36 protein-coding genes are annotated in these 25161 nt (G+C 55.2%); 26 read left to right on the top strand and 10 right to left on the bottom strand.

Features of this window, described 5'->3' with window-relative positions; translation table 11 throughout:
* Positions 1–60 precede the first annotated feature (60 nt).
* The 5 genes from PHU01S_RS21345 (at position 61) to PHU01S_RS21325 (ending at position 4964) form a co-directional block, all read left to right on the top strand.
* Positions 61–423: a thioredoxin family protein gene (locus PHU01S_RS21345; RefSeq protein WP_021880645.1), complete on the top strand. Its 363-nt coding sequence runs from the start codon at positions 61–63 to the stop codon at positions 421–423.
* A 262-nt stretch (positions 424–685) separates the two neighbouring features.
* On the top strand, positions 686–1594 hold the full coding sequence (locus tag PHU01S_RS21340; RefSeq protein ID WP_076353713.1) for a COX15/CtaA family protein: 909 nt from the start codon (positions 686–688) through the stop codon (positions 1592–1594).
* A gap of 9 nt (positions 1595–1603) precedes the next feature.
* Complete coding sequence (locus PHU01S_RS21335) at positions 1604–3376, top strand: UbiD family decarboxylase (protein WP_076353715.1); 1773 nt, start codon at positions 1604–1606, stop codon at positions 3374–3376.
* 61 nt (positions 3377–3437) lie between these two features.
* Positions 3438–4154: a Cthe_2314 family HEPN domain-containing protein gene (locus PHU01S_RS21330; protein ID WP_127509834.1), complete on the top strand. Its 717-nt coding sequence runs from the start codon at positions 3438–3440 to the stop codon at positions 4152–4154.
* A gap of 21 nt (positions 4155–4175) precedes the next feature.
* On the top strand, positions 4176–4964 hold the full coding sequence (locus PHU01S_RS21325; protein ID WP_076353719.1) for an SDR family oxidoreductase: 789 nt from the start codon (positions 4176–4178) through the stop codon (positions 4962–4964).
* A gap of 83 nt (positions 4965–5047) precedes the next feature.
* Here the strand turns inward: PHU01S_RS21325 and PHU01S_RS21320 are convergent, their stop codons facing one another.
* Positions 5048–5293, bottom strand: coding sequence for a NifU family protein (locus PHU01S_RS21320; RefSeq protein WP_048744982.1), 246 nt, complete (start codon positions 5291–5293; stop codon positions 5048–5050).
* 81 nt (positions 5294–5374) lie between these two features.
* Between PHU01S_RS21320 and PHU01S_RS21315 the strand changes: the two genes are divergently transcribed.
* The gene (locus PHU01S_RS21315; RefSeq protein WP_076356752.1) at positions 5375–5644 is read left to right on the top strand and encodes a YuzB family protein; all 270 of its coding nucleotides are present in this window, start codon (positions 5375–5377) and stop codon (positions 5642–5644) included.
* Between the two features lie 3 nt (positions 5645–5647).
* Here the strand turns inward: PHU01S_RS21315 and PHU01S_RS21310 are convergent, their stop codons facing one another.
* Together PHU01S_RS21310 and mqnE are read right to left on the bottom strand one after the other, a co-directional pair.
* Positions 5648–6715 carry an NAD(P)/FAD-dependent oxidoreductase gene (locus PHU01S_RS21310; RefSeq protein ID WP_076353721.1) on the bottom strand — a complete coding sequence of 356 codons (1068 nt, stop codon included), beginning with the start codon at positions 6713–6715 and terminating at the stop codon, positions 5648–5650.
* A gap of 66 nt (positions 6716–6781) precedes the next feature.
* Positions 6782–7885, bottom strand: a complete 1104-nt coding sequence (gene mqnE / locus PHU01S_RS21305) for an aminofutalosine synthase MqnE (protein WP_076353723.1) — start codon at positions 7883–7885, stop codon at positions 6782–6784.
* A 416-nt stretch (positions 7886–8301) separates the two neighbouring features.
* On the opposite strand from mqnE, the gene erpA reads away from it, so the two are divergent.
* Positions 8302–8661: an iron-sulfur cluster insertion protein ErpA gene (gene erpA, locus PHU01S_RS21300; RefSeq protein WP_021882070.1), complete on the top strand. Its 360-nt coding sequence runs from the start codon at positions 8302–8304 to the stop codon at positions 8659–8661.
* Between the two features lie 226 nt (positions 8662–8887).
* Positions 8888–9922, top strand: coding sequence for a tyrosine-type recombinase/integrase (locus tag PHU01S_RS21295; RefSeq protein ID WP_048744986.1), 1035 nt, complete (start codon positions 8888–8890; stop codon positions 9920–9922).
* Positions 9923–10032: 110 nt separating this feature from the next.
* Here PHU01S_RS21295 and PHU01S_RS21290 read toward each other — a convergent pair whose 3' ends face one another.
* From PHU01S_RS21290 to PHU01S_RS21260, 7 genes are all read right to left on the bottom strand, one after another.
* The gene (locus PHU01S_RS21290; protein WP_021882068.1) at positions 10033–10332 is read right to left on the bottom strand and encodes a hypothetical protein; all 300 of its coding nucleotides are present in this window, start codon (positions 10330–10332) and stop codon (positions 10033–10035) included.
* A 26-nt stretch (positions 10333–10358) separates the two neighbouring features.
* Positions 10359–11000, bottom strand: a complete 642-nt coding sequence (locus tag PHU01S_RS21285) for a hypothetical protein (RefSeq protein WP_021882067.1) — start codon at positions 10998–11000, stop codon at positions 10359–10361.
* Between the two features lie 62 nt (positions 11001–11062).
* Positions 11063–11671 (bottom strand): replication-relaxation family protein, encoded by a 609-nt coding sequence (locus tag PHU01S_RS21280; RefSeq protein ID WP_048744987.1) that lies wholly within the window; start codon positions 11669–11671, stop codon positions 11063–11065.
* Complete coding sequence (locus PHU01S_RS21275) at positions 11607–12812, bottom strand: FtsK/SpoIIIE domain-containing protein (protein ID WP_083436271.1); 1206 nt, start codon at positions 12810–12812, stop codon at positions 11607–11609. The genes PHU01S_RS21280 and PHU01S_RS21275 overlap by 65 nt, the downstream gene beginning before the upstream one ends.
* Positions 12813–13266: 454 nt before the next feature.
* Positions 13267–13452: a hypothetical protein gene (locus tag PHU01S_RS21270; protein WP_127509832.1), complete on the bottom strand. Its 186-nt coding sequence runs from the start codon at positions 13450–13452 to the stop codon at positions 13267–13269.
* A gap of 142 nt (positions 13453–13594) precedes the next feature.
* The gene (locus PHU01S_RS21265; protein ID WP_127509829.1) at positions 13595–13798 is read right to left on the bottom strand and encodes a hypothetical protein; all 204 of its coding nucleotides are present in this window, start codon (positions 13796–13798) and stop codon (positions 13595–13597) included.
* A gap of 19 nt (positions 13799–13817) precedes the next feature.
* On the bottom strand, positions 13818–14048 hold the full coding sequence (locus tag PHU01S_RS21260; RefSeq protein WP_307721818.1) for a helix-turn-helix domain-containing protein: 231 nt from the start codon (positions 14046–14048) through the stop codon (positions 13818–13820).
* A gap of 134 nt (positions 14049–14182) precedes the next feature.
* Here PHU01S_RS21260 and PHU01S_RS21255 point away from each other — a divergent pair, with 134 nt between their 5' ends.
* The 18 genes from PHU01S_RS21255 to PHU01S_RS21180 all read left to right on the top strand — a co-directional run bounded on the left by PHU01S_RS21255 (position 14183) and on the right by PHU01S_RS21180 (position 25001).
* Positions 14183–14425, top strand: coding sequence for a hypothetical protein (locus tag PHU01S_RS21255; RefSeq protein WP_127509823.1), 243 nt, complete (start codon positions 14183–14185; stop codon positions 14423–14425).
* Positions 14426–14800: 375 nt separating this feature from the next.
* Positions 14801–15130 carry a hypothetical protein gene (locus tag PHU01S_RS25955; protein WP_021882570.1) on the top strand — a complete coding sequence of 110 codons (330 nt, stop codon included), beginning with the start codon at positions 14801–14803 and terminating at the stop codon, positions 15128–15130.
* Between the two features lie 115 nt (positions 15131–15245).
* Positions 15246–15638, top strand: coding sequence for a LytTR family DNA-binding domain-containing protein (locus PHU01S_RS21250; RefSeq protein WP_021881471.1), 393 nt, complete (start codon positions 15246–15248; stop codon positions 15636–15638).
* Between the two features lie 435 nt (positions 15639–16073).
* Positions 16074–16598: a hypothetical protein gene (locus PHU01S_RS21245; RefSeq protein WP_127509820.1), complete on the top strand. Its 525-nt coding sequence runs from the start codon at positions 16074–16076 to the stop codon at positions 16596–16598.
* Entirely contained in the window at positions 16595–16777 is a 183-nt protein-coding gene (locus PHU01S_RS21240) for a hypothetical protein (protein ID WP_246029296.1), read from the top strand. The genes PHU01S_RS21245 and PHU01S_RS21240 overlap by 4 nt, the downstream gene beginning before the upstream one ends.
* Entirely contained in the window at positions 16773–18176 is a 1404-nt protein-coding gene (locus tag PHU01S_RS21235) for a TOTE conflict system archaeo-eukaryotic primase domain-containing protein (protein ID WP_373864553.1), read from the top strand. Before PHU01S_RS21240 ends, PHU01S_RS21235 begins: the two co-directional genes overlap by 5 nt.
* A 116-nt stretch (positions 18177–18292) precedes the next feature.
* Positions 18293–18961 carry a hypothetical protein gene (locus PHU01S_RS21230; RefSeq protein WP_127509810.1) on the top strand — a complete coding sequence of 223 codons (669 nt, stop codon included), beginning with the start codon at positions 18293–18295 and terminating at the stop codon, positions 18959–18961.
* A gap of 116 nt (positions 18962–19077) precedes the next feature.
* Positions 19078–19302 carry a helix-turn-helix domain-containing protein gene (locus PHU01S_RS21225; protein ID WP_127509807.1) on the top strand — a complete coding sequence of 75 codons (225 nt, stop codon included), beginning with the start codon at positions 19078–19080 and terminating at the stop codon, positions 19300–19302.
* A 292-nt stretch (positions 19303–19594) separates the two neighbouring features.
* Positions 19595–19948 carry a hypothetical protein gene (locus PHU01S_RS21220; RefSeq protein ID WP_127509804.1) on the top strand — a complete coding sequence of 118 codons (354 nt, stop codon included), beginning with the start codon at positions 19595–19597 and terminating at the stop codon, positions 19946–19948.
* A 43-nt stretch (positions 19949–19991) separates the two neighbouring features.
* Complete coding sequence (locus PHU01S_RS25950) at positions 19992–20138, top strand: hypothetical protein (protein WP_164763150.1); 147 nt, start codon at positions 19992–19994, stop codon at positions 20136–20138.
* On the top strand, positions 20135–20422 hold the full coding sequence (locus tag PHU01S_RS21215; RefSeq protein ID WP_127509801.1) for a cold shock domain-containing protein: 288 nt from the start codon (positions 20135–20137) through the stop codon (positions 20420–20422). Before PHU01S_RS25950 ends, PHU01S_RS21215 begins: the two co-directional genes overlap by 4 nt.
* Complete coding sequence (locus tag PHU01S_RS21210) at positions 20419–20826, top strand: hypothetical protein (RefSeq protein ID WP_127509798.1); 408 nt, start codon at positions 20419–20421, stop codon at positions 20824–20826. The genes PHU01S_RS21215 and PHU01S_RS21210 overlap by 4 nt, the downstream gene beginning before the upstream one ends.
* A 22-nt stretch (positions 20827–20848) precedes the next feature.
* Positions 20849–21055, top strand: a complete 207-nt coding sequence (locus tag PHU01S_RS21205; RefSeq protein WP_127509795.1) for a hypothetical protein — start codon at positions 20849–20851, stop codon at positions 21053–21055.
* Positions 21052–21537, top strand: a complete 486-nt coding sequence (locus PHU01S_RS21200) for a hypothetical protein (protein WP_127509792.1) — start codon at positions 21052–21054, stop codon at positions 21535–21537. The genes PHU01S_RS21205 and PHU01S_RS21200 overlap by 4 nt, the downstream gene beginning before the upstream one ends.
* A gap of 14 nt (positions 21538–21551) precedes the next feature.
* Entirely contained in the window at positions 21552–22208 is a 657-nt protein-coding gene (locus PHU01S_RS21195) for a hypothetical protein (protein WP_127509789.1), read from the top strand.
* A 55-nt stretch (positions 22209–22263) separates the two neighbouring features.
* Positions 22264–22629: a hypothetical protein gene (locus PHU01S_RS21190; RefSeq protein ID WP_048747665.1), complete on the top strand. Its 366-nt coding sequence runs from the start codon at positions 22264–22266 to the stop codon at positions 22627–22629.
* Between the two features lie 114 nt (positions 22630–22743).
* Positions 22744–24672, top strand: coding sequence for a tape measure protein (locus tag PHU01S_RS21185; RefSeq protein ID WP_021881226.1), 1929 nt, complete (start codon positions 22744–22746; stop codon positions 24670–24672).
* The gene (locus PHU01S_RS21180; protein WP_021881225.1) at positions 24666–25001 is read left to right on the top strand and encodes a DUF2577 family protein; all 336 of its coding nucleotides are present in this window, start codon (positions 24666–24668) and stop codon (positions 24999–25001) included. The genes PHU01S_RS21185 and PHU01S_RS21180 overlap by 7 nt, the downstream gene beginning before the upstream one ends.
* Positions 25002–25161 lie beyond the last annotated feature (160 nt).

Below are 25161 nucleotides of genomic sequence, written 5' to 3'. Positions count from 1 at the left end.
TCGCGGAGGCTCGGCGGGCGGATTTGCACAAAACGGTTCAAACCCGGTACGATAGAGTAAATCCATACAAAAAGGGTGATTGACATGCGCAAAGTAACGACCGACGAACAGTTCCGCGAAACCGTCGCCTCTTCCGGCGTCACGGTGGCCGTCTTCAAGACGACCTGGTGTCCCGATTGCCACTTCATCGATCCGTTCATGCCGGAGATCGAGCAGAACTACGCGGGCAGGATCGAGTTCATCGAGATCGACCGCGACGATCTGCCCGAGCTCTGCTCCGAGCTGAACATTCTCGGCATTCCGAGCTTCATCGCCTTCCGCGAAGGCAAGGAAGTCATCCGCTTCGTCAGCAAGCTGCGCAAATCGAGAGACGAGATCGAGCAGTTCCTCGGCCGCGCGATCGAAGTGTCCGCCGCGCTGTAAGCCTCCGCGCAGCCCGGTTTGGCAGCCAGCCCATCAGGGGCCACTCTCTGATGGGCTTTTATGCTGCATGCGTTATTTATTCCCCGTTCCGGGCATGCAAGCTGCCGGCTTCGGAAGGGCAAAATAACGCCGGAATGCTTGTACAAATCGTGTCTGATCGGACGCGGAATGATGCCATTATCGTCACATTTTCAACATGGCTTTTGCATTTTTTTGCCGCTATAATGAGGGTTGTATCCATCGAAGGGGTGACAAACAAACGATGATCTCCCGCCTATACCGCCTGCTTGCATGGATGTCCAGCATCGGCATGTTCCTCGTCCTGCTTGCAGGCGCTCTCGTGACCAATACGGGCTCCGGAAGGGGCTGCGGCGATGACTGGCCGCTATGCAACGGCAAGTTCATTCCCGCCTTTACCCTCGAGACAGCCATTGAATATTCTCATCGCGTCGTGACCGGACTGGTCGGCATCATCGTCGTGGCTACCTTTGTCATGACCGTGATGGTCTACCGCCGCTTCCGCGAGCCGCTCTGGTTCGCCGGCCTGACGCTGTTCTTCACGATCGTGCAAGCGCTGATGGGCGCTGCAGCCGTCGTATGGTACCAAAGCCCTCCCGTCATGGCGCTGCACTTCGGCATCTCGCTGCTTGCGGTCGCCTCGACGGTGCTGCTCGTCCTGTGGGTGAGGCGAATGGACAAAGGGCATGATCCCGCCTCGGCATCGATGCTTCCACGCTCCGTGTTCACCTGGGTGTTGTCTGCGGCGATCTATTGCTACGTCGTCGTTTACCTCGGAGCCTTCATCCGCCATACCGACTCTGGAGGAGGCTGCCTCGGCTGGCCTCTGTGCAACGGCGAGCTCGTTCCGGAGATCAATGGAGCGACCGGCATCGTCTTCGCCCACCGGATCGCCGGCCTGATTCTATTCTTCGTGCTTCTCGGCCTTTTCCTTCATGTCCGCAAGCAAGCCGGAAGCAGCGACCCGGCGACGCGCTCCGCCCTTTGGGTTCTGATTCTGGTCATCTGCCAGATTTTCAGCGGAGCGTGGCTGACCGCGACCATCGGCAACGACCAATGGTTCATCTTCACCAATATGATCCACAATCTCATCATTACGATCTTGTTCTCCATCCTTATAGACCTGGGTGTCCAAGCCCGGAAGAGACGTTAGGAGCCGATCATGACTTTTGCAAACCTAAGGCAATTCGTAGAAGCGCTGCGCAAGGACAACGACCTGGCCGTCATCGAGGCTCCGGTGGATCCCAATCTGGAGCTGGCGGAAATTCACCGGCGCGTGATCGAAGAGGAAGGACCCGCCCTGCTGTTCACGAACGTGAAGGGCAGCACCTTTCCCGTCCTCACCAATATGTTCGGCACCGCCCGCCGCGTCGATCTGGCGTTCGGCACGAAGCCGGAAGAGCTGATGAAGACGGTTGTCGGCGCGATGGACCGCCTGCTGCCGCCGACGCTCGGAGCCGTATGGGGCGAGCGGGGCATGGTGAAGGACCTGCTCAAGGTAGGACTCAAAAACGTTCCGAACAGCGCCGCGCCGGTCATGCAGGCCGTCCGCAGGGAAAATCCGCTGAAGGGGCTGCCGTTCCTGACCAGCTGGCAGGATGACGGCGGTCCTTTCGTCACGCTTCCGCTCGTGTATACGGAGCATCCGTCCCATCCGAAGAAGCATAATGTCGGCATGTACCGCATGCAGATCTTCGACGACTCGACGACCGGCATGCACTGGCAGATCCACAAGGGCGGCGGCTTCCATTATCACGAGGCGGAGAAGAACAACCAGGAGCTGCCGGTCAGCGTTTTCCTCGGGGGACCTCCGGCGCTGATCGCCTCGGCGATCGCTCCTGTTCCGGAGCATCTGCCGGAGCTGATGATCGCATCGCTCATTCTCGGCAGCAAGCTTCCGGTCACCCAGGATCCGCTGGGGCGCCACCGCATTCCGGCGGAAGCCGAATTCTCGATCCACGGCAGCGTGCCGCCGCATCTGCGCAGGCCCGAAGGCCCGTTCGGAGACCACTTCGGCTATTATTCCCTGCAGCATGATTTCCCGGTATTCAATGTCAGCCATGTGCATCACCGCAAGGATGCGATCTACCCGGCGACGATCGTCGGCAAGCCGCGGCAGGAGGACTACTACCTGGGCGAGTATCTGCAGCGGCTGCTCAGTCCGGCTTTCCCGATGGCGATGCCTGGCGTGAAGGATTTGTGGGCTTACGCGGAGACCGGCGTCCACGCCTTGGCTGCCGCTGTCGTGCGGGAGAGCTATTCGCGAGAGGCGCTTGCCACCGGCTTCCGCATTCTTGGCGAAGGCCAGCTGACGCTGACCAAGTTCCTGATGCTGACCGACCAGCCGGTCGACCTGTCCCGCTTCGACGTGCTTCTGGAGACGATTTTGGAGCGCTTCCGCCCGGAGACCGACCTGTTCGTCTTTGACAACACCTCGCATGATACGCTCGACTATACGAGCGGCAAGCTCAACCACGGCAGCAAGGCGCTTCTGATGGGCGTCGGCGAGCCTGTGCGTGAACTGCCGCATGACTATACGGAAGGCCCGATCGCGGAAATCAGCGACATCGCGGTTTATTGCCGGGGCTGTCTGACCGTCTCCGGAGCGGACTATGCTTCGGATCCGGAGCTGGCGTCCAAAGTATTGGAGAGAGCCGCCGAGAAAGGAACCGACTGGCCGCTGATCGTCCTGGTCGACGACGCCAGCACGGTCGCTTCGGCCCAGACGCCGTTTCTGTGGACGGTATTCACCCGGTTCAATCCCGCGGACGATATCTATGCCCTTTCGGAAGCGAGGCGCCATCATATGGCCTACCGCCTTCCGATCGTCATCGATGCCCGCATGAAGCCCGGGTATCCGGACGAGCTGTTCCCTCGGGAGGATATCGTTTCTCTGGTCGACGGCAGATGGAAGGAATATTTCCCTAAATCCTGAATGCCTGAAGGTTTTTGGCTCTGCTGCACAGAAGCTTAGAAAATCCGGAGGAGGAAGGTCCATGCTGAGAATGTTGTTCGGGGATGCGCCGGCCAAGCCTGAGGGCAGGATGGCCGAAGCGGTCCAGGCGATGACCGATTATGCCTCCCTTCTCCATAAGCTTGTGGAGGAAGGCAAGGATCGCAACCATAAGGCGCGGACTTACGAGGTATGGACGATCGGCCTGATCGCTTCCCTTGATGAGCTGGAGCAGAGCTGCTATGCGGCATCTCGCTTCTGCGTGATGGTCACGAGCTCAAGCGTCGAGGACATGGGCCCGGATGAACGGCTGAATTACAGGCGCTACGTCTATTTCGACAAAAATGCCTTCATCCGGCTGTTCGCGTTGCTGGACAAGCTGGGCACGCTGCTCAACGACATGCTGTCGCTGGAAACGGAGCAGTTCAAGAGGCAGTTCTCCTACTTTACGGTGCTGCACCGGATGAGGGACAAAAAGCTTCATCCAGGGCTCGCCGGTCCGCTCACGGATATCAAGAACCAGTATGACGAGCCGATCGTCCGATTGCGGAAAAGGCGGAATGTCGAGATCCACAGCATGAACTCCGAGCTGCAGGACGATCTGATGCAGCTGCATCTGAACTTCGGAGACGAAGTGAAGCTGGAGGATATCAACAGCCAGATGGAGGACCTCGCCCAATGCCTGGACATGGCGGCGGGAACCGTCCATCTCGTGTTCGATTATGCTTTGTCTCTATTGAAGCCTGCCGTCAGCAAGTGAGTCGAGGCAAGGAGGAAGAGCGTGGAGCTGCAAGGAAAAACGGCGCTCATAACGGGCAGCGCCAAAGGGCTGGGCAAGCGGGCGGCCGCCGAGCTTGCCCGGCTGGGATGCGACATCGTCCTGAACTACCGTTCCAGCGGGGCGGAGGCCGATGAGCTCGCTCGGCGCTTGGCGCAGCAATACGGTGTGCGCGCGACCGCGGTCGAAGCGGACATCGCCGATCCCGGCGACACGGGCAAGCTTGCCGAGGAGGCGCTGAAGCTGAGCGGAAGCGTCGATATTCTGGTGAACAATGCCGGACCGTTCATTCGGGAGCGGAGAGTATTCGCCGATTATGACGACGAGGAGATCATTTCGCTGCTTCATGGCAATCTGCTGGGCGCGATGCTGCTTGACCGCAAATTGCTGCCGGGCATGCGAAAGAGCGGCTGGGGACGCATCATCCATTTCGGGTTCGGCCATGCGATGGAGGGCAGGGCCTGGCCGCACCGCGCCGTCTATGCGGCTGCGAAGACCGGACTCGTCTCCTTCACCAAGACGCTTGCCGTCGAGGAAGGGGAGCATGGCATAACGGTCAACATGGTCTGTCCCGGCGATATCCGGGGCGACTTCAAGGAGAAATCCATTGCGGACGTCGACGGATTGAGAGATCCGGATTCGCCGCTCGGCCGGCCCGGCACTGGAGAGGACGTGGCGAGGGTCATTTCGTTCCTCTGCCTGCCCCAATCGGATTTCCTGACCGGCAACATCATCGATGTGACGGGCGGCTTCGATCCGATCCGCACGAGCATCAAGCCGGTCCAGCCCTGAGATAATAGCACGAGCGGCCGATCGCCTCCAAGGAGGCGATCGGCCGCTCGTCTGTATATCGCGATGATGATGGATGCGGGCAATTAGAAGACTTGCATAACCTCTTGCACGCCTTCGACTTCTTCAAGCAGGGCGCGCTCGATGCCGGCCTTCAGCGTGATGGTGGAGCTGGGGCAGCTGCCGCAAGCGCCCATCAGGCGAAGCTTGACGATGCCGTCTTCCACGTCGACGAGTTCAACGTCGCCGCCGTCGCGCTGCAGGAAGGGACGGAGCTTGTCAAGAACGTCCAGTACCTCATCATACATCGTGCTTTGTGCGTTTTCGCTCATTGCAATCAACTCCTTTCTTATCTATTATAATACAAAGCCATTCAATTGAAAATGGACGGCAAAGAGGTGAACGACATCATGTTGAAACCGATCATTGAATTCTGCTCCAGCAACATGCATCACGGAACCGACCGGCTGATGGAGCAATACGAGCTCGATCCCGAGCTTGAAGTCATCGAATACGGCTGTCTCGGCAACTGCGGCGAATGTTATCTGTTTCCGTTTGCCATGGTCGACGGAGAGATCGTCAGCGCCGAGAGCGTCGAGGAGCTTGAAGCCGCCATCTCAGCAAAAATCGCCGTCAGCGCCGCCGAGCGCGCCGCGCTGGACAAGCTGATCGACGATTTATAGAGATTAGCCGAAATGGTTTTTGGAGCGCCACAGCACGCCGGTTTTGAGCACTCGGGGCACACGGCCCATAATGGCCGTCTTGCCCATGAGGCCGAAGCCGGCTTTTTTGCCGAGCGAGCCGAGCGTGCCCTTGAGCTTGATCTGTCCAAGCTTGGGCGTGCGGCCTTTCCATACGGCCTGCATGACGTCTGCCACTTGCTTGCCCATCGCTCCCGCCAGCTGTCCGCTGGGAGAGAACGGCACCGAGGCGCAGTCGCCGATGACGAACACTTCCGGATGGTCCGGAAGCTGATGCAGCTCGTTCACGACGAGCCGGCCCTGATTGTCCTTGGGCACATTGAGATCCTGGACGACATCGACCGGCTGGATGCCTGCCGTCCATATCGTCGCATCGGTATAGATCGGCTCCGGGGAGTTGCCGTCATGCAGTATGCCGCCCTCGAGCAGCTTGAGGGAGACGTTGCCCCTCATTTCCACATGATGCTCCAGGAACCAGGAAGACACGTACGTCTTCAGCTTCGTCGGGAACGCCGAGAGGATGCTCGGTCCGCGGTCGATGATGCGGATGTTGAGATCGCCTCTGCTCTCGCGCAGCTCAGCCGCGATCTCGACGCCGCTGAGGCCTCCGCCGATGATGGATACTTGGCCGTAAGGCTTGACGTCTCCAAGTCTCCGGTACGTCCTGCGAGTCGCGGAGAACGTCTGGATGCTGCTGGAGTATTTCTCCGCGCCGGGAATGCCGTGGTAGTTGTCCGTGCAGCCAAGCCCGATCGACAGCCAATCGTACGACACGGGATCCTGGCCTTCCAATAGGATGTGCTTGTTCTCCAGATCGATACCCGTCACTTCGCCGTAGGTGATCAGCAGACGGGGATCGTTAGGGAACGCGACGCGCAGCTCGATCTCCGGCGAAGTGCCGGCAGCCAGCGCGTAATATTCGGTCTTGAGGCCTTGGAAAGGCATGCGGTCGATCAGGACGATGATCGTGTCGGACGGAATGTCCCCGTCAAGCAGTTCCTGAGCCAGAGCCATGCCGCCGTAGCCGCCGCCCAAAATGACAAAACGTTTCATGATATCCCAACCCTTGTTTCACAATTCAGCTGATGGTGAACCTAATATGCTCGCCAGCCGTTCTTCTTACTCAAATACCTGGACTTCATTGTAGAAGGTGTCGCGTTCGACCGGAATGCGTCCCGCACCCTTTATTAACCAGATCAGGTCTTCTCGTGACAGACCTTCCGGAGTCAGGGCGCCAGCCGCGTGGCTGATGCGCTCGCGGACCAGCGTTCCGTGCACATCGGATGCTCCCATCGCCAGCGATACCTGGGTAAGCTGAGGGCCGATATTGATGAAGTAGGCCTTGATGTGATTGAAGTTGTCCAGCATCAGGCGGCTGATCGCGATCGTCTTGAGGTCCTCGAAGGCCGAATTGCGGCGGCGGATGCCCGCCCTCGGGCTGGCCGGCTGCATGGAGAGCGGGATGAACACGAGGAAGCCGTTCGTCTCGTCCTGCAGCTCGCGGATCGACATCATGTGCTGGATGCGCTGCTCGTGGGTTTCCACGGCGCCGTACAGCATCGTCGTATGCGTCTTGATGCCGAGGTTGTGCGCGGTCCGGTGGACGTCCAGATACTGGCTTACGTCCGCTTTCTCGACTCTCATCTTCTTGCGGTATTGGTCCGACAGGATTTCGGCGCCGCCGCCCGTCAAGGATTCGAGGCCGGCGTCGCGCAGCTCCTTCAGCACGCCTTCGTAGCTGAGGCCGCTGATGCGGGAGAAGAAATCGATCTCGGCCGCCGTGTACGTCTTGAGCGTCACATGCGGATATTTCTCCTTTAGCGCCTTGAGGGAATCCACGTAATATTGGAAGGGAACATGGGCATTGTGGCCTCCGACGATGTGGAACTCGCGCACGGTCGGCGTAATATGCTGATCGACGTATTGGATCATTTCTTCCGGGGTCAGCGTATAAGCGCCTTCGTCCCCCTCATCCTTGCGGAAGCTGCAGAAGGCGCAGTGGGCTTCGCAGACGTTGGTGAAATAGAGCGTCATCGTGTCGATGAAATAAACCTTCTTGCCGTTCTTGCGCAGGTTGACCTCGTTGGCCATCTGTCCGATGCTGAGCAGATCGTCGGAGCGGTACATAAACACGCCGTCTTCAAGCGTCAGGCGCTCGCCGGCGGCTACTTTCTCGCGGATGCCTTGCATGACGGAGGCTTCCGTCGGAGTAATGATATTCATGAATGGGACCTCCTTGTCCGTTCCGGTTCCTGCGGCCCGTGCGTCACCTCGGCGGGTCCGGCCCGCGATTGCGGGAAGCTGCAGGTCAAGCGTCCTGCTTTGTGAAAAAAAGTACTTATTCGTGCGTCGTATGCAAACAAATCGTATTCATTATAAACCTTGAGTTGTTAAGCTTCAACAGGAAAACGGCAAAAGATCGGGGATTTCAAGGGAGTTGTGGAGACGGGTTGTCCGCCTTGGACGGACGCGGTAATGAGGTAAAGCGCCCGTGGACAGCTGTTCCGTTCAGGCTCATGCCCGGCTTGATTGCCCGCGTGACGGACGCTCGCTTGTTTCCGCTCCAGCTTGCTTGAGACCCGGATGCAATAGGAGTATACTTAAAGCAATCGCCAGCTTTGACAGGAGGATGAAACGATATGATCGAGATCAGTGAAACGGCCTCGGATAAAATAAAAGAAATGCTCGCCGCCGAAGAAGCAGCGAACCTGTTCCTGCGCGTCGGCGTCAAGGAAGGCGGCTGCAGCGGCTTCTCCTACGGCATGGGCTTCGACGACGAGCAGAAGAGCGACGACCAGGAGCTCGACGTCAACGGAGTAAAGGTCGTCGTCGACAACGACAGCGCCAAGTACCTGCGCGGCCTCGAGATCGACTGGAAGGAAGGCGCCATGGGCGGCGGCTTCACGATCCACAACCCCAACGCCACCGTTACCTGCGGCTGCGGATCAAGCTTCCGCACGGCGAGCGACGCCGGCAAGCCGAAGCCGGACGAGTGCTGATCGTAGTAACGGCGCGGTTTTTCTCCCGTTGATCTGTGCGAAGCCTTTAGCGCAGGCTCATGCGTACGCGCGTTCGGGGGATTGCGGATTGCTATCGGAAAAATGCGCGTTAACAATCCCGTTTTTTGAACGTTAACAACCCCGAAAATGGCTTCGGAGGATTGTGGATCACGACCTCGGTAACGTATTTAGTCCGCGACTAAACCGTTATTGGAGGTCGTTTTTTATGGCGTTAAACAAGCGTATGAGGCGCGTTCCTTTTAACCAGGTGAGCGCTAAGACATATCCGGAGCTTACGTTTGAGCAAGCGATTGAGCTCGTTATCAGCGCAAAAAGGGCGGAAGGACTGCGCGATCGGACGTTAAAGGATTACGCGAAGCATTACGGGTACTTCATCGACTGGCTGCGCGAAAACTACCCGGAGGCGCGCAACGTAAGCGATATAACCACGCCGCTAGTTCGCGACCATATCGCATACATGAAGCACGACAGGCAGCGTTACAGCGGTCATAAGTATATCGACGCGGAGAGCCAGCGGGTGGGGCTTTCGGACACAACGGTTAATATTCGACTACGCACGCTGAAGGCGATATTTAACCAACTTGAGCGCGACGAATTGATTGTTGAAAATCCGATGACGAAGATTAAGCAATTGCGCCAGGACGTCGACTTGACGAACTGCTTTACGGATGACGAGGTTAAGGCTATTCTCGCGCAACCGAACCAGCGTGATTTCGTAGGATTTCGGGATTATTGCGCGATAATGCTGATGTTAGACGCCGGCATTCGCATTTCGGAGTTACTCGGTCTCCGTATGCAAGACATCGATATTAAAACCCGATTTATCGCACTGAGTGGCGAAGTTAACAAGAACAGAAAGCCGCGTTTAGTTCCTATCTCAGGTTACACGGCAAAGCTACTTTTGCAGCTCCACGAAGAAAACAAGCGTCATTTTACGACCGACCGCCTATTCCTCTCTGTATATGGAGATCCGATCGGGCCAAACCACTTCAATAAACGTCTCAAGTATTACGCGGAAAAGGCAGGAATAGCGGATAAAAAGATGACCGCGCACGTCTGGCGTCATACCTGGGCGAAGGGGATGGTAACGAATGGAGCTGATCCATTTACGATTCAGAAGATGGGCGGATGGGCTGATATTCGTACGATGAGGCGTTATATCCAGATGGATACAGAAGACATGCGTCGTTCTCATGATAAGCATTCGCCGGCCGGAAATTTTGTAAGAAAACGGGTATAAAAAAGGCCCTGCTAGAGATATTTACATCTCTACAGGGCTAAAATCATATCTTATTACTTCTTTCGTAATAAGGTTAAAGACATCTAGACTAAATTTTGAATTCCTCCCTATTAGTCAATATCAACGTCATAGTCACATTTCCAATTATGAAGCTTATACATATCGATATAACTTTTTAATAGTTTTTTATCACTTGACGGAATCACGATCATATTCAACGTTACGTACACAACATTTTCATCAAAATTGTAATTTACATCAGCGACGGGATAAGAATAAGGGTCCTTGAACGCAGTATCAGACACATTTTCACCGATTCGTGGTATAAAGTTAAACTCAAACTCTTTATATACATGACGGAAGTCTCGAACAGCTTCAAGGGCAATTTGTTGGCCGAGATGAATTTTCATTTTATCCTCCTATAGACCGCTTTATTTTATTTCTCTCCAACTAGTTTAAACTCTCCGGAAGAGTCGTCGCCGATCGGATAGTTTTTGATGGTTAGTGATACCGTAGCATTGTCCCATGATGGCGCGACTGTACCGGTCGTATTGGAAACATACATTTCTTTAACTTGATTGATAATTGCCTGACTTTTTGCACGTAATTCTCTGTCCGGAAGATCGAACGCGCCTTTTCCTGTGTAATGGGCAATCATATCCGGTTGCGTATCCAAATCGATTGTAACGGCTAATTTGTCGCTATTAGCGTCCGGTATCAGAACGAGTTTATTAACCACGAAATCATCCGTTACCGCGCCGCCTTCAACATAGTGTTGAACCATCGTTAAAACCGCCAATTTACGCAGATTTTCGATATCAGTTTGCATACCCGACGTAAGGGATGCGGATGATTGAAGAGATTCAATCTTTGAACTCATTGCAGAGACATCGGACGATAATTTCGCGTTATCGTCTCGCAACGATCCAATGCTAGAGTACATCCATACTATAGCTGCTAAAGCTATCGAAGCGAGAACAGTTACCGCGATTAGAAGTACGTCCTTAAATGATATGCCCTTGCTTTGTCTGTGCTGCGCATTTTCTAACGCTAGACTTTCCCCAGTGTTGCCTTCCACTTATGACCACTCCCCCCAATAAATTTACATCGTATTATTTCGACATATAGCAGTATTTTCCTTTACCGAAGCTCCTCGATCGTCATCACTTCCGCCTTCATCCCGCCGAGCATCTCCGCCAGCCTCCGTTTACGATATTCCGAAATCGTCACGTAAAGAATCGTTGGAAACGCGCCATTCTTCTGCTGCCACCGCCCGCTATCGTGAAGCTCCCGATACTGCGCGATCTTCTTCGCATTCGCTTGCATCGGTTGTGTCCGATCGACCTCAAGGAACGTATACGCGCCCGCCACATTACGAAATAGCGCGTCGGCTACGATTTGCTTGTCGTCCCACTTCACCGCGTACTCTTCGCGCCAGGATTCCGGCCGATATGCGATATAGACTTCGTTTCTCATTACGGCGTGGCCCGTATGAAGCGTGCGTTTGCGCGTCGTTGAGCTACCGATTTCCTTCCGACCGGCAGCGTTCAGATACCATACCGTTTCCCCGTCGCGATAACTCGCTAGGTACTCGCGCATGTCGTTCAGAATACGCGTCGTATTACGGGCGCCGCCGAGATCATGGAGCCGCTGAATCTGCGACGTGGTCAGAAATCCGAAGCGGTCACAACTCGATAGAATTTCCGTCCAGCGGGTCAGCTTCGCTTGTGTCCGGCTTTGCGTCAGCATGGGGCGCGGCCTCCTCGTTAATGATGCGTGATTTCTTCGGCAGTACTGCGATAAGCTGGCGTGCGTCGGCTGCGCTCAGGTACGGCGCCTGCAACGTTTCATCTCGCGAGGTCTGGAATATCAGGCGGCCGGGAATGTCCGGAAGATCGGCGGCTCCGTCATGATCGAGGATAATCCGGCTTTGCGTACCGTCTCGCGTCCGGAATCCGACCGATGCCGCGATATTCGTCTTAATCAAGCCGTCTACAACGTCCGCTGACGGTCGCTGCGTCGCCAGTACGAGTAATACGCCGGCCGCGCGTCCCTTCGCTGATAGGCGCGTCAGAATCGCCTTTATCTCGCCCTTCAGCTTCGCGTCAGGATCGCCAGAACGCGCCTTGAAGTCCGCTAGCTCGTCAACGACAAGCAGCGTCTTGTTGCCGGTCCATGACTGCGCGCCGGCCTCCGCCATTTCCGCATAACGCCGCTGCATCTCGTTCTCGACCGCCTGAGCCGCGCTGCGTACCTCCGTCAGCGACGTAGCGAATCCGCGTACGCATTCCAACTCACGGAAGATGCCGAGCTCGACGCCGCCTTTAAGGTCGCATAGATACATGTAAGGATTAGCCCCGGTCGCCAGTGACGACAATATCGCGCGTAGAAGAACGGACTTGCCGCCGCCGCTGATTCCGCCAATGAGCAGATGCGGATAGGGGCCGCCGAAGTCGTAATAGCGGATCTCGCCGCGCTTATTTACTCCGATCGGCACGTTATAGCCGCCGCCTTTGTTTACGGACTCAAACGGGACTGTCTCCGGCATCGGTCGCGTGAATATGTCGATGATTAAGCCGTCGTTAGCGTAGCGCATCTCCACGTCTTCCGCAGGTACCCGCATAGCCTCCGCGAGAGCACGGTGCTGGTCGATAACCTTCGCGCTGCTGAGACCGACCGGAAGACCGACGAGAAGCCGCTGGCCCCACGGATACGCGATCGTCTTATTGACGGAGGGGAGAGCGAATTCGTCGCCATACGTCTGCACCAGATTCAACGATTTGCATGCAGCGAGGAAGGAGTTACTTAAAGAAAAAGAAGAAGGGAAGGAGAGATGTTTAAACAAAGACCAACATGAACCAACGACTAGCCCAATCCCAATCTCTAACATGATGGGGCCTCCTCGGTAACATAAGGTTCTTTCAGAATTTCGGAAGGGAAGTGGTCAAGCCTGGAACTGATCGCAGCGCGGCGCTGGCCATTCGTTTCATTCGTACGTGATGCGAGTGGATAGCGGAGTATTGAACGGAATAGAGGCGGCCGGCTTCGAAATCCCCGACGTCGGCGACATTCGGAAGAGAGCGCGGAAGGGTGGGCGGCATTTATTCCACGTCCGGATCATAACGGGACCCCGCGGCCGACGAGCTTAGAAACCGCGGTCAACTATCGCCGACGATCCGCCTAGTGTACGACTGGCCGCCCCCGTCATTCTCCGGCTTTCGCGGCATAAAATAGTCGTCATTTCAGCGCATATAAACCGCCCCGCTGTCTTTACCCTCCGGAAGTGCTAGCGCGCCTAATTCCCTGCGTTCAGATAGGCGTAAACCATGCACTCGCGGGGCGCATTACGGTATAAGCGCAATCATCGCCATTAGCAGCTCATACGCGATAGCAGCGCCAGTCGCCAGAGTGAACGCGCGCCCGAACCGTTTAGCCGCCAGAGCGCCGGCCGTATTGCCTCCGGATCTGCAGCGTGATTCAACGATAGATGCGCCGATCGAAATAGCCGCGATAAAACCATACGTGACCATAGTTTCCGCCTCCTTACGAATGTTCCGCGGTTCGTTCCTGCGGTATGATTCCATCGTATGACGGATAATCAGGCGTTATTCATCTAAAGTTTATCGACAGAGGGTTATCGCGCAATAAAAAAAAGAGCCCTGAATCATGGGCTCAATTTTCGATAAACAGTATTTCAACCGACTTTAGGGAGGAATGATCTAGTTTGTGTTTTGGATCTAAAGAAAATGGACTTGAGTCAAGCTTGCGTTGGATTAATCCTTTCAACCAGTCACCTTCATAAGGTAAGTCATATACATCCATAGGTTCTGTATGAGCTTCACCTGATTCGAACTTGTAGAGGATCTTTATTTTCACGCGTACACCTGCCCCTTCCTCAATCTTCGTATTTCATTAGGTCCTGAATCTCGATCTGTTTGCCGGTCATCTCTTTAAGAGTACGGATGATCTTTTCGAAGTTATCGAGCTCGATGCGCTTCGTTTTGTTTTCACACAGTTCGTATATGAGGTTTGGGCGGACTTTAGCCTCGCGAGCCAGGGCGTTCTTCGTTATATTGTTCGCGTCCAAAAGCTCATTCAATTTCATTACGATTGCCACCGTCTTCACCTCGTCACCTCCCATTATAACGATTTGTGTACAAGTAGAAAATAACCTATTGACGTTTAACGTCTGTCGGTATATATTGGGTTTAACGACAGTCGATAATCTTCTTACGATATATATTCGAGGAGGTTCCACTTATGACAACGCAAATCCGCTACGTCCGTTATCCGCAAAATGTCACACTCGTTTCCTTAATCTCCGCCACCGATCGCCCCGTCCGCTTCATCGCCCAATCTCGCGCATTCTCCCGCATCACTGGCGTATCTCTAAACGCCGTCCTCGGCTGCACAACGCTCGACGCGGATCAACTCCGCCAACTCGGCTTCATCCCGAAAGGAGGCGAAATCGATGCTCCTGTTAGCGACAACATCGCGGTCTAATACGGTCCGCCGCCGTAATCCGAAATCCCGTTTAATCGCGCACGCACTCGGAATTCTTGCGGCTGAATTTGCGCGTGGCTTCATCGGCAGTCTGTTCGGAAACTTCGGAGGTCACCGTTGATGAATACGAAGCCCGTTCGCGAAGATGTTCGCTACGTCACGCTGTCCACCGGCCGCCGCCTGCTGATCGTACTCAATGAAACGAAGGGAGCCACGCCTAATGAACGCTAATGTCCGTCATATCGTTTTCTATACGCGAAAGGTTAGGGGAGCAACCGCTCGTAATGCGAAGGTTCCCGCCAATCGCCGCGATCGCCTGGCCGCTTACCGTAGCGCGCTGACTGCCCGCTGCGAGGCTGAACGGGGGCGGCCGCTATGGTAACGGAGGTCATCGTCAGCAACCATCTCGGCGACCAATGGACTTACCCTGCAATCGAGATTCCGGAGAAACCCGGTTGGATATTGTTCTGCGATAGCTATCGGATAGTTCATGCTGCACCGTATAAACTGGAGGCCGGTGATTACCATACGTCCTTCGATGAGGCGGAACGGGTCGCGCAGACCCGCGCAAAGGACAGGCGTTACGGAATGGAGCTTGTACTCAATAAAATGCGGTCAATAACTTTTTTGGATTTCGTAATAGGCGGCTCGCGCGTATCTCAGTTGCCTGAGGATGTTCGAATACTGCGGGGGAATTTCGCATGATTCTCCGCTCCCACCTGACGAGACTCCACGCCCAGGAGTCGAAATGCTGGCGCCTGAACCGCGCTGGCATAGTGGACGGGCCCCCACGCCATTAAACGTAGGAAGGTCGTGCCGTTTGAATCAAATCTCCGTTGTTGAGCGCACCGGCAAAGAGTTCCGGATTATAGCGCTGCCCCTCGCTGACGTTCAGTTCGTTTCCGTTTCCCGCGGCATCATCCAATATCATACGCAGGACAAGCAATACGCACAGATTACCACGCTTGAGGAACTGGAAGCGTTTCTTTCGCACGCGCCTAGTTTCGTTCGGTCCGAGCGCGGCTTCATCATTAATACGGACCATGCTGAATGCTTCGACGACGAGCGGCAACTCGTTGTTATGCTCGGCGGTGCGGAGGTTCCCGTTTCTAATCGTCGTCGGCGCGTTGTTCTGGCGCGGGTGAAGGTAGTCCGTGACGGGTTTGGGAGAATCAGCCACGGACCGGTAAAACGGCGTTCAGTTATTGTCTAGCGTAACGACCGCGCGGCAACGCGGTTTCCGGAATCAGGGCGGTATTGGTGTGCCGCCCCTTTCGTTCGGCGTCGTACCCAACAGGCGGGGGCTCGACCCTTCGAATTAGAACGTTTGTTCGTGTTATTGATAGAGTATACGCGTGGTTTGCGGAGAGGTTTCAAAAGTTTTTTGGGCGCTCCATGTCCCAATTCCGGAAAAGTCAGATACGGGAGTAGGAACGAAAAAGTTTGCGCGAACGTGTGCGAAACTGGCCGAGCGCGGTGTCATAGTCAGTAGGCGGACAAGCAGCGCGGCCAGAACGAGATTAATTTCGGAGGTGGTGTACTACGTTACGGAGGACGGCGTCATAGAAAGTGTAAGGCGAATCACCGCGCCAAGTGTGCGAAACACCAAACCACGCGCGCCAGAGAGCGCCAAAGGAGACGGTTTATAATGGAAAAATCGAACTTTCTTATTTCTGTAGGTACCTCCGAGGCTACAATCAGTTGTATCCATGACGGTAGCGTATTTGTAAAACTTTATTCGCCTTACTCCGGTAGCGAGATGATTAATGTCGTAAGGGATGTAGAAAAGATTGCGCAATCGTTAGGCTACACTCCGTACGAAACGAATCAAGGATTTGACGCCATTTTCTCATTACCGCAGAACCCGCATTACTACAATCTCAAGACCCGCCTTTACTGCAGACTGCAAAATATGGGTGGGAAAGATAATCTCGTGGATTTTGACAGTCAAGAGGATATTCGTAAATATGCCGAAGATATGCTCGGTAAATATTCGTATCCCGCAATGACCGACACCCACTACATTCAGCCGATTGGCGACGGTGTGTTTAGGGTTACGCAGCTTAAAGATGGTTACGCGCGGCGAGTGTCCTCACTGGAAACCGCCCTTGATTACGCAGGATTCGAGGAGAGAGAATGGACGGAGGAAAGCGAGGAGGCGCCTGCCATTTGAGAACGTTTTTCTTCTGCTACGACCGCGCCATGAAAGTCCGCTTGTGCGAAAGGGGCTTCCGTTATATTACGGTTGCCCTGCATCCGCGCACGCACCGGATATTCTGGATGTTCGAAAACAATCCGGAGCTCACTGCGGCCCTCCACGATTTGACGCGCGAGGGAGGCGACCGGCATTAAGGCGCTTATCGACCGCATCTTCGACCTTTATCTTATCCAGAATCGCCACTACCTCGTTCAGCTTCCGTCCGGCGAATACGTAACGAAGAGCAGGCGCCATCAGCCGCTCCGGCAGCACCGCATTACCAGCCACCTAAACGGAAAATCCACGATCGGCACGTTCTCCGGCGCTTACCTCACGAAATTCATCTGCTTCGACGTTGATTACGCGGACTATGAAGACCTCGCGAAATGGGTGACGTACCGCCTCGTTCACGCGCTGGACGGTGCCGGCTTTGACCGCTTTGCCGTTTCGTACAGCGGCGGCAAGGGGTATCACATCGAACTATTTTTCGATCGAGCCGTCAGCGTAGAAGCAGCGCGCAAATTCTACGCGACCATCCTGCAGCACGCGGAGATTGGTCCGGACGCCCACGGTAAAGTAGAGTTCCGCCCGTCATCGACTCAAGGCGTTAAGCTGCCGCTCGGCATCAATCAGAAGACCGGCCGTTACTGCGGATTCTGCGATACCGCGGATGGCCTGCGCGTATGGAGCCCGGAAGAGTCGCGCGAATATTTTCGCCGAATACGAAAAACGGACCATCAGCGCGTGCTCGACTTCATCGCGGAAGACGTGGAAGCGTACGACCAGCGCGAAGCTGCCGAGATGGAAGACGCCGTCGCCCGCCATAAGCCGCTCCCGATTTACGATCAGTCCGAGAGCTTTACGTTGGCGCGCGCCAGCGACCGGTACATGCACGGAATGACGGCGCCAGGACAGCGGCATAACTCCTTCTTGATGCTGGCGCGCTTCATGAATCATCACGGCCACGACCAGGCGGACGCGCTTGAGCTAATAACGGAATGGTTCGCGTGGCAGGACCGCACCTTCTACAAGTCGGACACCGAATTCTGCGCGCGTGACCTAGCGGAGTGCATCGAGTTCGTATACGCGAATGACCAAACGTTGCATGCCGAGACGCGCGACCTAACCGTCACGTTCGCCGAGATTGACGCGATCATTCGCCGCTGTCCGGGAAAGAGTCAGAAGGCGCTGACCTACGCGATGCTGATCCATTCGAAGCGGCTGGCGGCCGAGAACGGCGTATTCTTCATGACATACAAGCAGATGGAGCAGACGGCCGGCATAGCGGAGAGGACGGCGAGGCGCCACATTGACGGAATCGCGGAGATAGGCGTAATTGATATCGTTCGGCGGAACCAGCGCATACCGGGAACGAAGTTCAACAAGCCGAATTTTTACCGGATGACACTGGCGGAGCAAGACGAAGAAGGCGGCCGCGGCTTTGAGATCGCCAACGGTACCACCTTCGCTGATGTAGTGCGGAATATGTATTCAGAGAGACAGATACGGGCGCTGCTCCCTCGTAGACAGAGTGACGCCATACTGACTTCCTAAAAAAGAAATAAACCTATACTAGGTCAAAACGTACACTTTTACCCCATTATATGATCTAGTCAAATCTTAGCACGACCATAGCCAGCGAGTCAACTTTAACCAAGGGCGGGGATAAATTGAACGAATACGAACATGCGCGCCAGGACGCGTACCGAGCAGGAGACTATGACGCAATTGAACGTATCATCGACGCGGAGGCAGCCGGAGAACCGCTCGACCAACCTCGACCTGCCGTCGTTAAACGGAAAGGAACGCGCTGGCATCGGAATCCGGGTGCTGGAGCCGTAGAGTTCGCGCGTGAGCAGATGGGCGTTCTGACTGGCGCCGCGGCGTACGAGGTCGTCCGCAGCCTTATGACGCGGCCGGTCGAGGAGTACGGAGATAAGCGCGTAAAGGTATGCGTGTATTGCCGCTATCCGTGGCGCGACCCAAGCTTGCGGAACACTCGCGGAACATGTTCGGATGACTGCAGGCGGGGTCTAAAGAGCGAGCAAAGGTATAAGCTGCGCGCAGAGCAGGCATTGGTGCGGGCCAGATGGCAGGTCCAGGACAAGAAGCCGAAACCGAACTATTATCTCTATTGGTACGAATACCCGTTTTGGCTCAACGAGTACGAGATGTTAAAGCGATCGTGGAAATACGAGGCGAGTGGTTACGACCAAAACTTCCTCGACAAAATGAGCGCGAAGAACGACAAGGTCGGGCTCGGCAACCGAGTAACTCCGAAACGAACGCCAGGCGCGGAGGATATGCGATCGTATCGGAGGTGGAAGCGCAAGAAATGATCCCCGTTTTAAGTAGCGACATAATTGTATAGATGAGCAGGGGGAGATCAGGCGATTCCCCGGTATTTTATTTGCCCACTGTGCGAGATTTCAAAGGGAAAAGGAGGTAAAGCGTAATGGATGGATCGGGTGTACGCGGACTCCGGCTAAAGCTTGGATTAACGCAAGTCCAGTTCGCCAAACGTCTCGGCGTTAGTGCTTCGCTGATTGGCGATGTTGAAAGCGGCCGCCGCAATGTATCGGCAAATCTTCGCGTTCGGATCGCGCTGGAATGCGGTGCCGGCGAAGATGTTATCGAGACGCTGGCGCGCGCAAAGGCATCGAGCAAGCTTGTATTCTGACGCGAAATAAGACGTTCGAAAGCGCGGGGGTTCCAATGACACCGGCGCTTAATTGGCGTGCCTAAAACGCGGCCGAAACGAGGTCAACCGTATCATATATGAGGGGTCGAGGGATGAACGCTACAGATAAAGAAAGGGCGCGACAGTGGTGCGATATGTACGAGCCTGGCTGTGCATGCCGCCTGATGCGCGCGCTAGAAACGGAGCAAGATCCGCGATGTAAGTTGTATCGCGATGAGCCGCAGGAATGCCGCTATTTAAAGCACGTAATCCTCGGAGGAGGGCGAAAACGGTGAACCGTTATGAAATCGACTATGGCGTTAAACGACCGTTAATCTTTGAGCCGTACGACATGCGCGATCACTGGCGCAAGGCGCTTTACATCAAGATTGACGATTACATCCGCGGCAATGTCCGGGCGGATACGCTTGTCGGCTACGACCTGGCTCAGAGGTGCCGGCGCATCGAGAAAGTGGCGATTGAAATTTGTATGGCGTACTCTCCCATGCGAAATTACGGAATCAAGAAAAGTGAGATCCGCACGGCGATCGACCACATTTTTAAGTTGATGGAGTGTGAGCACCTTGCTAGTAGTGACGGAGATTCAGCCCATATCGCAGTATCAGCGGAAAGTAACGCTGACTGACGATGTGACAGGCGCGACGAAGACGGTTATTTACGGCGACTCAGTGTCAGAGCGTATTGTGCGGATCATGGCGCCGGGTATCGCAGGCAAGAGCGAGCGCAAGCAGAAAACAAAACGGGAGATGACGGAATGGGAAACGGAAATGGTGGAAGTAAAACGTGGACTGGCGGAGATGAGACGGGTGACATGATCGCGACTATTGGGCCGAGTATCGCGCGGAGTACGACGGTAGCAACGCCGGAGCCGCCAGACAAGCCGAAGAAGAAGCGTGGCCGCATCGTCAAAATCACGGACCGCGGCTTCTCATTTATCGAAGCGGAGGACGGCGTGCAAGTCTTCGTCCACCAATCGCAGCTTAACGAGTGTGGCATCTTTCAACCGCGCTACGGCGACAAGGTGACGTTTGATATCGAGGTGAACGCGCGCAACGGAAAGGAACAGGCGGTCAATGTCGCGGAGTCCTTCCACCGTTGAACAAGACGTACGCATTCGTCGCCGTCACGAAGACAAATGATGGGCGCGTAGTTGCAGGCGTCGAGTTCCAGCGCTTGACGGACGAAGGTTTCCTGCCGTACTGGATATGCTCGTGGGTACGCGATGACCTGAAATCGCCATCCATACGCCAAGCCGTCACGGTGATACTTAGTGAGTCACTGGCGGCGGTCGATCCGGAGCATACGGAAGTCGAGTTCGCCTCTTTTGTGGGGCCGTTCAATCGTCACGCGGAAATACGCGATCAGCTACGACTATATGCGCGCGACGGCCTTAACGTTCGGCTCCGCTTTGAGCAGCGGCACATTATCGTCAGGCGGAGCGATGCGCTGGAACTCGCCAACGACGCGCTCAGGCGGGGAACGACGATTTCAATGCCAGTATAAAAAAACGAGAGGAAGATTAACCATGAAAATTACCGACCAACAAGCAGAACTGCTCGACGTACGACTGATGCAGGGGAATGACGTGCTTAAACCGGGCTCCATGATTCAAGAACTGCAAGGACGTGTGGCGCAGAATCAAGCGTCGTCCACCGCTTCTGACGTCGCCGGCCTGAAAGCCGATCTGAACGCGCTAATTGCGAAGCTCCGCGCCGCCGGGCTAATGGAATGAACTATTCCCTCTATATCGCGAGTGTGGCCGACGATAAGCGCGCGGCCTATTCGTGGTGCCTCGTCAATTACGAAGGAGTCGCGTCTGAAGGCGTTTACCTGACGCACGATGAGCGCCGCTTCGACGAAACGTACTGCGCTCATGTCGCGCTTCAACGGGCATTGCGGGAGGCTGCGCGCCAGGCGGGTAAGATTCGGCTCCGCATCGTTATGGATGAAGTCGTATCCGGCGCGATCGGCTACGAGATCCTTGACGCCAACCGGCCGCTTTATCCTGCGTTGCTGCAGACGACCAAACGCGTTCTCCGCCGTTTTGATGACGTAGAGTTCGCCGCGTTCCGGAAAGACGATGCCGACGCGCTGCCGGAGGAATCCGCGGTAATCGACGACGCAATGACGGCGCTGGAGGATTCGCGCACGCTCGCCGGCCAACTCCGGTTATGGCGCGACCTGATCGTAAAGCCAAGCAAATTTATCCGATAAAGGGGAACGAAAACATGACGAAAATGCCAGCGAAAGTACAAGCAGCCATCGACGCGTATAAGGCTGCGGGACAAAAACTCGGAGACGTTGACCAGCGTCTTGACGAACGGATTGCGGAGCTGACCGCGAGTATTAACGCAATGCAGGCGGAGCTTGACGCGTTGATTGACTCGACGCTCGACGACCTGGACGCCGCCACTCAGCCGCAAGAAACGGACCTGCGCCGCCGCATCGTAGACGCCCAACTTGCGCTCAGCGCGATGACAGACCGCAAGGGCAGAGCATTTAGGACGGTTTCCGGCGATCAGGACCGATTAGCGAAGGCAGCCGTCACGATTGCGAAGGAAGAAGCGCGCAAGTTCTTCGACGCCGGACATGACGATGCGCTCTCGAAGGTGGCCGAAGCTAAGTACGCTTATTTACAGGCGATCGTGCAGTACCGCGCATTCAGAGCGGCCGCCGGCGCGATTTATTACGAAACTCTCCGCGAGACAAATCCGAATCTAGCTCGGGATATCGACGCGCCATTTTTTGCTGAACAATCGTTCGAGTTCCGCGGGGGATCGCCGCAGATTTACGGGGTCGATAGTACCGAAGTTCACAACGCCTTGAAACTCGGCAGAATTGAGGCCGGAAGCTGCGCCATTGGTCGCGAGGTCTACGGGGACTAATAGCGTGAAGCCTTCGGGCTTCTTTATTTTTTTTTTTTACGAAGGAGGGACGAGAATGTTCGAGATTGATGACGCCACATGCGCGAAACTGGAACGCATCTCCGCTATCCTCGCGCTGCATAACGAGACGAGGGAGCACATTACATGCGGAGACTGGCGCTTTGAAGAACGCTGGCCGGTGGAGTATCGCGAAATCATGACGCTTACGCAGGACCTTCGCCGCAGCAAGCGGACTGATCTAAAGACCGTTGGTTATCAGATACAGTTATTTATCCAAGAGTCGGCGGAGCTTGATAGGATGTACCGCGCAGGCAACGCACACGAACGGCAACTACAGAGACAGGCGGGTCTAGTTGCGTTGATTGCGGAGAGAGCAGCCGCCGCGGCCGGTCGTGTTCCGTTGCTCGCGCAGAAATATTGAAGTCAAGACGTCCGAACGATACGACGCTAAACTAAGCGGGCTTCACGACCGGCAAACAAATCTCAGTCGAGAGCAGACGGTCAGCGTTTCGCATTAAGGACGAATGATGAACATATGGCCTACGATTTAGTAGCGAAATTAAAACTCGTTGACAATATGTCAGCGCCTATGAAGCGCGCAGCACGGACGATAAAAGACGTTACCGATGCGACCGACCGCGCGAAGAAAGCAGCCGCGACATACACCGACGCCACTGAAAGACTACGCACAGCTAACGGCCGATTTGTAGCGGGCGCAGGCGCTGTACGCCGCGAAATCAGCGCTACAGAGCGCGCGTTAAAAAGCGCCGGCAACGCGTTTTCTTCGTTGGAGCGCAAAGTTGGACGCGGCATCAAGTGGGGCGCGATCGGTCTCGGTGCTGCCGGAATAGCGGGCGCAAGCGCGGCTGCCTACGGAGCCTATAACGTATCCAAGCGCGGACTAGGACTCGCAGCGGAGGCGGAGCAGGCGAATATCGCTTTTACAACGATGCTCGGCAGTGCGCAAAAGGCGCAGGCGTTCCTCGCACAATTAACTGACTTTGCGAACGCAACCCCCTTCGAACTTCCGCAGATTCGCGACGCATCAAAACGGTTGCTCGCGTTCGGGTTCGCGTCGAAACAAATTCTGCCGATGATGACGAGTCTCGGAAACGCTGCGGCTGGCCTCGGACTTGGTGCGGATGGTATCGATCGGCTTACGCTGGCTATCGGTCAGATTAAGGCGAAGAGCAAGCTGCAGGGTGACGAAGCACTCCAACTGATGGAGGCGGGCATTCCCGTTTGGGATATCCTCGCGAAGAAACTCGGAACAACGACGACGAAGGTCATGGAGTTATCTTCGAAAGGACTTGTGCCGGCTAATTTCGCAATTAATACGCTCATGGACGGTCTGAACGAGCGCTTCCCGAAGATGATGGATAAGCAGTCGAAATCACTCCTCGGCATGTATTCGACGATCAAGGATACGTTTAACTCGAAGATCCTTACGAAATGGGGCCAAGGTATCGCGGAGGGCATTACACCGCCCTTGCGTAAGCTGGTCGATTGGATCGATAAAAACGGAGCAACGATCGATAAATGGGGCGAGAAGCTTCGTACAACCGCGCGAACTATGACGACAAAATTCGTAGAAACGGTTAGCAGCGCGTTCAAAAAAATCAAGGCGCGCTATTTCGATAATCCGGAGTTTACGAAGCTGGATACGATCAAGGCGAAAATCGCATTCGTATTTAACGACATCATGACGGCGTTTAATTCGTGGTTTGACGGAGGCGGTAACGCGAAGATTTCCGCAATTGGAACGAAGCTTACCGATACTCTCGCGCAATCACTGAAGGCGTCCGCACCACTCATTGAAGCTGCGACAAAACTCGGCGTAGCGCTGGGCGGCGGTATTCTAACGGGGATTTTGAATAATCCGGATTTGCTCGCGTTGCTTGGCGGATACGCGGGCTTTAAGACTCTGACAGGCAAAGGCGCTAGTACCGGTAAGGGTTCCCCAGGACCAGGCAAAGGCGTACCCACCGCAGTCGGCGGATCAACCGTAGCAAAATACGCGAAAAGTCCGTACGCCATCGCTGGGGTTGTGGCAGCGCTCGGAACCGGCTATCTCGGCAGCGTTTGGGAGAATGCGCATAAGGACCCGAATTCGAAATACTCAAGCGCGGTTCTTACGGGCGGAGCGCCTGTATCGCGTATGACCTCGACTGTGCCTCCAGCTACGGCCGCGCAAGTAGACGGCCTCAGTAATTATTTGCAGCAAACGTATGGAGCCGGCGCTAAGACTTCGGGTTCGCTTGATAGCGTTCTCCGCCTACCGGATCAGACAGACGGTTATCTCGCACACCTTCCGAAAGTCGACGAAAGACTCCAAACGCTCGGAACACAAATTGCCAACAAACCAGCGCCGCAGGTCAACGTTAACCTATACGGCACTACTATTCGCGAACAGGCTGACGTTGACCTAATTGCTCACAAGATAGCAGGCATAGTTGCATGGTGAGTACATTTGAGATGCCAGAAGGCTCAGGTGCAGCTAAACTACGTGCCGCAATCAAGTTTCTCGGCTACAACAAGGACGTTGATTTCGAATTCGGAACAGTAACGGCAGCGCCACCTAACGTTCTTGTTCGACTAGACAACGAAAAATTTGAATTGGATACCCTGTCGCTTGATATCGCCGAATGCCTACGCGACCATACCGTCACACTCCGCTACCCTAACGGCGAGCGTGTAGAGGTGACGGTCGAGGCGGGCCTTAAAGTGGGCGATCGCGTAGTTGTCGCGTCATATAACAATAATCAGCGCTATCTTATCCTAGCGCGGGTGTAGGAGAGGTGACAAAAATGATACGCGTGCTTTACGATGGCAAAACGTATATCGATGCGCTAGTCACATCGGTCGAATGGTCGGGTGATATCGCGAAGCCTTACCGGACGCTAACGGTGCAGCTCTCCAATACGCTTGATGGCGATGAACAGGCGATTAATTT

This window comes from Paenibacillus humicus NBRC 102415, assembly GCF_004000905.1.
In the GTDB taxonomy this organism is placed as follows: Bacteria; Bacillota; Bacilli; order Paenibacillales; family Paenibacillaceae; genus Paenibacillus_O; species Paenibacillus_O humicus.
This window is presented reverse-complemented; position numbering and strand designations above follow the sequence as displayed.

Coding starts and splice junctions, on each gene's coding strand:
- PHU01S_RS21340 (WP_076353713.1), top strand. CDS start 686: ATGATCTCCCGCCTATACCGCCTGCTTGCATGGATGTCCAGCATCGGC.
- PHU01S_RS21335 (WP_076353715.1), top strand. CDS start 1,604: ATGACTTTTGCAAACCTAAGGCAATTCGTAGAAGCGCTGCGCAAGGAC.
- PHU01S_RS21330 (WP_127509834.1), top strand. CDS start 3,438: ATGCTGAGAATGTTGTTCGGGGATGCGCCGGCCAAGCCTGAGGGCAGG.
- PHU01S_RS21320 (WP_048744982.1), bottom strand. CDS start 5,293: ATGAGCGAAAACGCACAAAGCACGATGTATGATGAGGTACTGGACGTT.
- PHU01S_RS21310 (WP_076353721.1), bottom strand. CDS start 6,715: ATGAAACGTTTTGTCATTTTGGGCGGCGGCTACGGCGGCATGGCTCTG.
- mqnE (WP_076353723.1), bottom strand. CDS start 7,885: ATGAATATCATTACTCCGACGGAAGCCTCCGTCATGCAAGGCATCCGC.
- erpA (WP_021882070.1), top strand. CDS start 8,302: ATGATCGAGATCAGTGAAACGGCCTCGGATAAAATAAAAGAAATGCTC.
- PHU01S_RS21295 (WP_048744986.1), top strand. CDS start 8,888: ATGGCGTTAAACAAGCGTATGAGGCGCGTTCCTTTTAACCAGGTGAGC.
- PHU01S_RS21290 (WP_021882068.1), bottom strand. CDS start 10,332: ATGAAAATTCATCTCGGCCAACAAATTGCCCTTGAAGCTGTTCGAGAC.
- PHU01S_RS21280 (WP_048744987.1), bottom strand. CDS start 11,671: ATGCTGACGCAAAGCCGGACACAAGCGAAGCTGACCCGCTGGACGGAA.
- PHU01S_RS21275 (WP_083436271.1), bottom strand. CDS start 12,812: ATGTTAGAGATTGGGATTGGGCTAGTCGTTGGTTCATGTTGGTCTTTG.
- PHU01S_RS21270 (WP_127509832.1), bottom strand. CDS start 13,452: ATGGTCACGTATGGTTTTATCGCGGCTATTTCGATCGGCGCATCTATC.
- PHU01S_RS21255 (WP_127509823.1), top strand. CDS start 14,183: ATGACAACGCAAATCCGCTACGTCCGTTATCCGCAAAATGTCACACTC.
- PHU01S_RS25955 (WP_021882570.1), top strand. CDS start 14,801: ATGGTAACGGAGGTCATCGTCAGCAACCATCTCGGCGACCAATGGACT.
- PHU01S_RS21245 (WP_127509820.1), top strand. CDS start 16,074: ATGGAAAAATCGAACTTTCTTATTTCTGTAGGTACCTCCGAGGCTACA.
- PHU01S_RS21225 (WP_127509807.1), top strand. CDS start 19,078: ATGGATGGATCGGGTGTACGCGGACTCCGGCTAAAGCTTGGATTAACG.
- PHU01S_RS21215 (WP_127509801.1), top strand. CDS start 20,135: ATGATCGCGACTATTGGGCCGAGTATCGCGCGGAGTACGACGGTAGCA.
- PHU01S_RS21205 (WP_127509795.1), top strand. CDS start 20,849: ATGAAAATTACCGACCAACAAGCAGAACTGCTCGACGTACGACTGATG.
- PHU01S_RS21200 (WP_127509792.1), top strand. CDS start 21,052: ATGAACTATTCCCTCTATATCGCGAGTGTGGCCGACGATAAGCGCGCG.
- PHU01S_RS21195 (WP_127509789.1), top strand. CDS start 21,552: ATGACGAAAATGCCAGCGAAAGTACAAGCAGCCATCGACGCGTATAAG.
- PHU01S_RS21190 (WP_048747665.1), top strand. CDS start 22,264: ATGTTCGAGATTGATGACGCCACATGCGCGAAACTGGAACGCATCTCC.
- PHU01S_RS21185 (WP_021881226.1), top strand. CDS start 22,744: ATGGCCTACGATTTAGTAGCGAAATTAAAACTCGTTGACAATATGTCA.
- PHU01S_RS21180 (WP_021881225.1), top strand. CDS start 24,666: ATGGTGAGTACATTTGAGATGCCAGAAGGCTCAGGTGCAGCTAAACTA.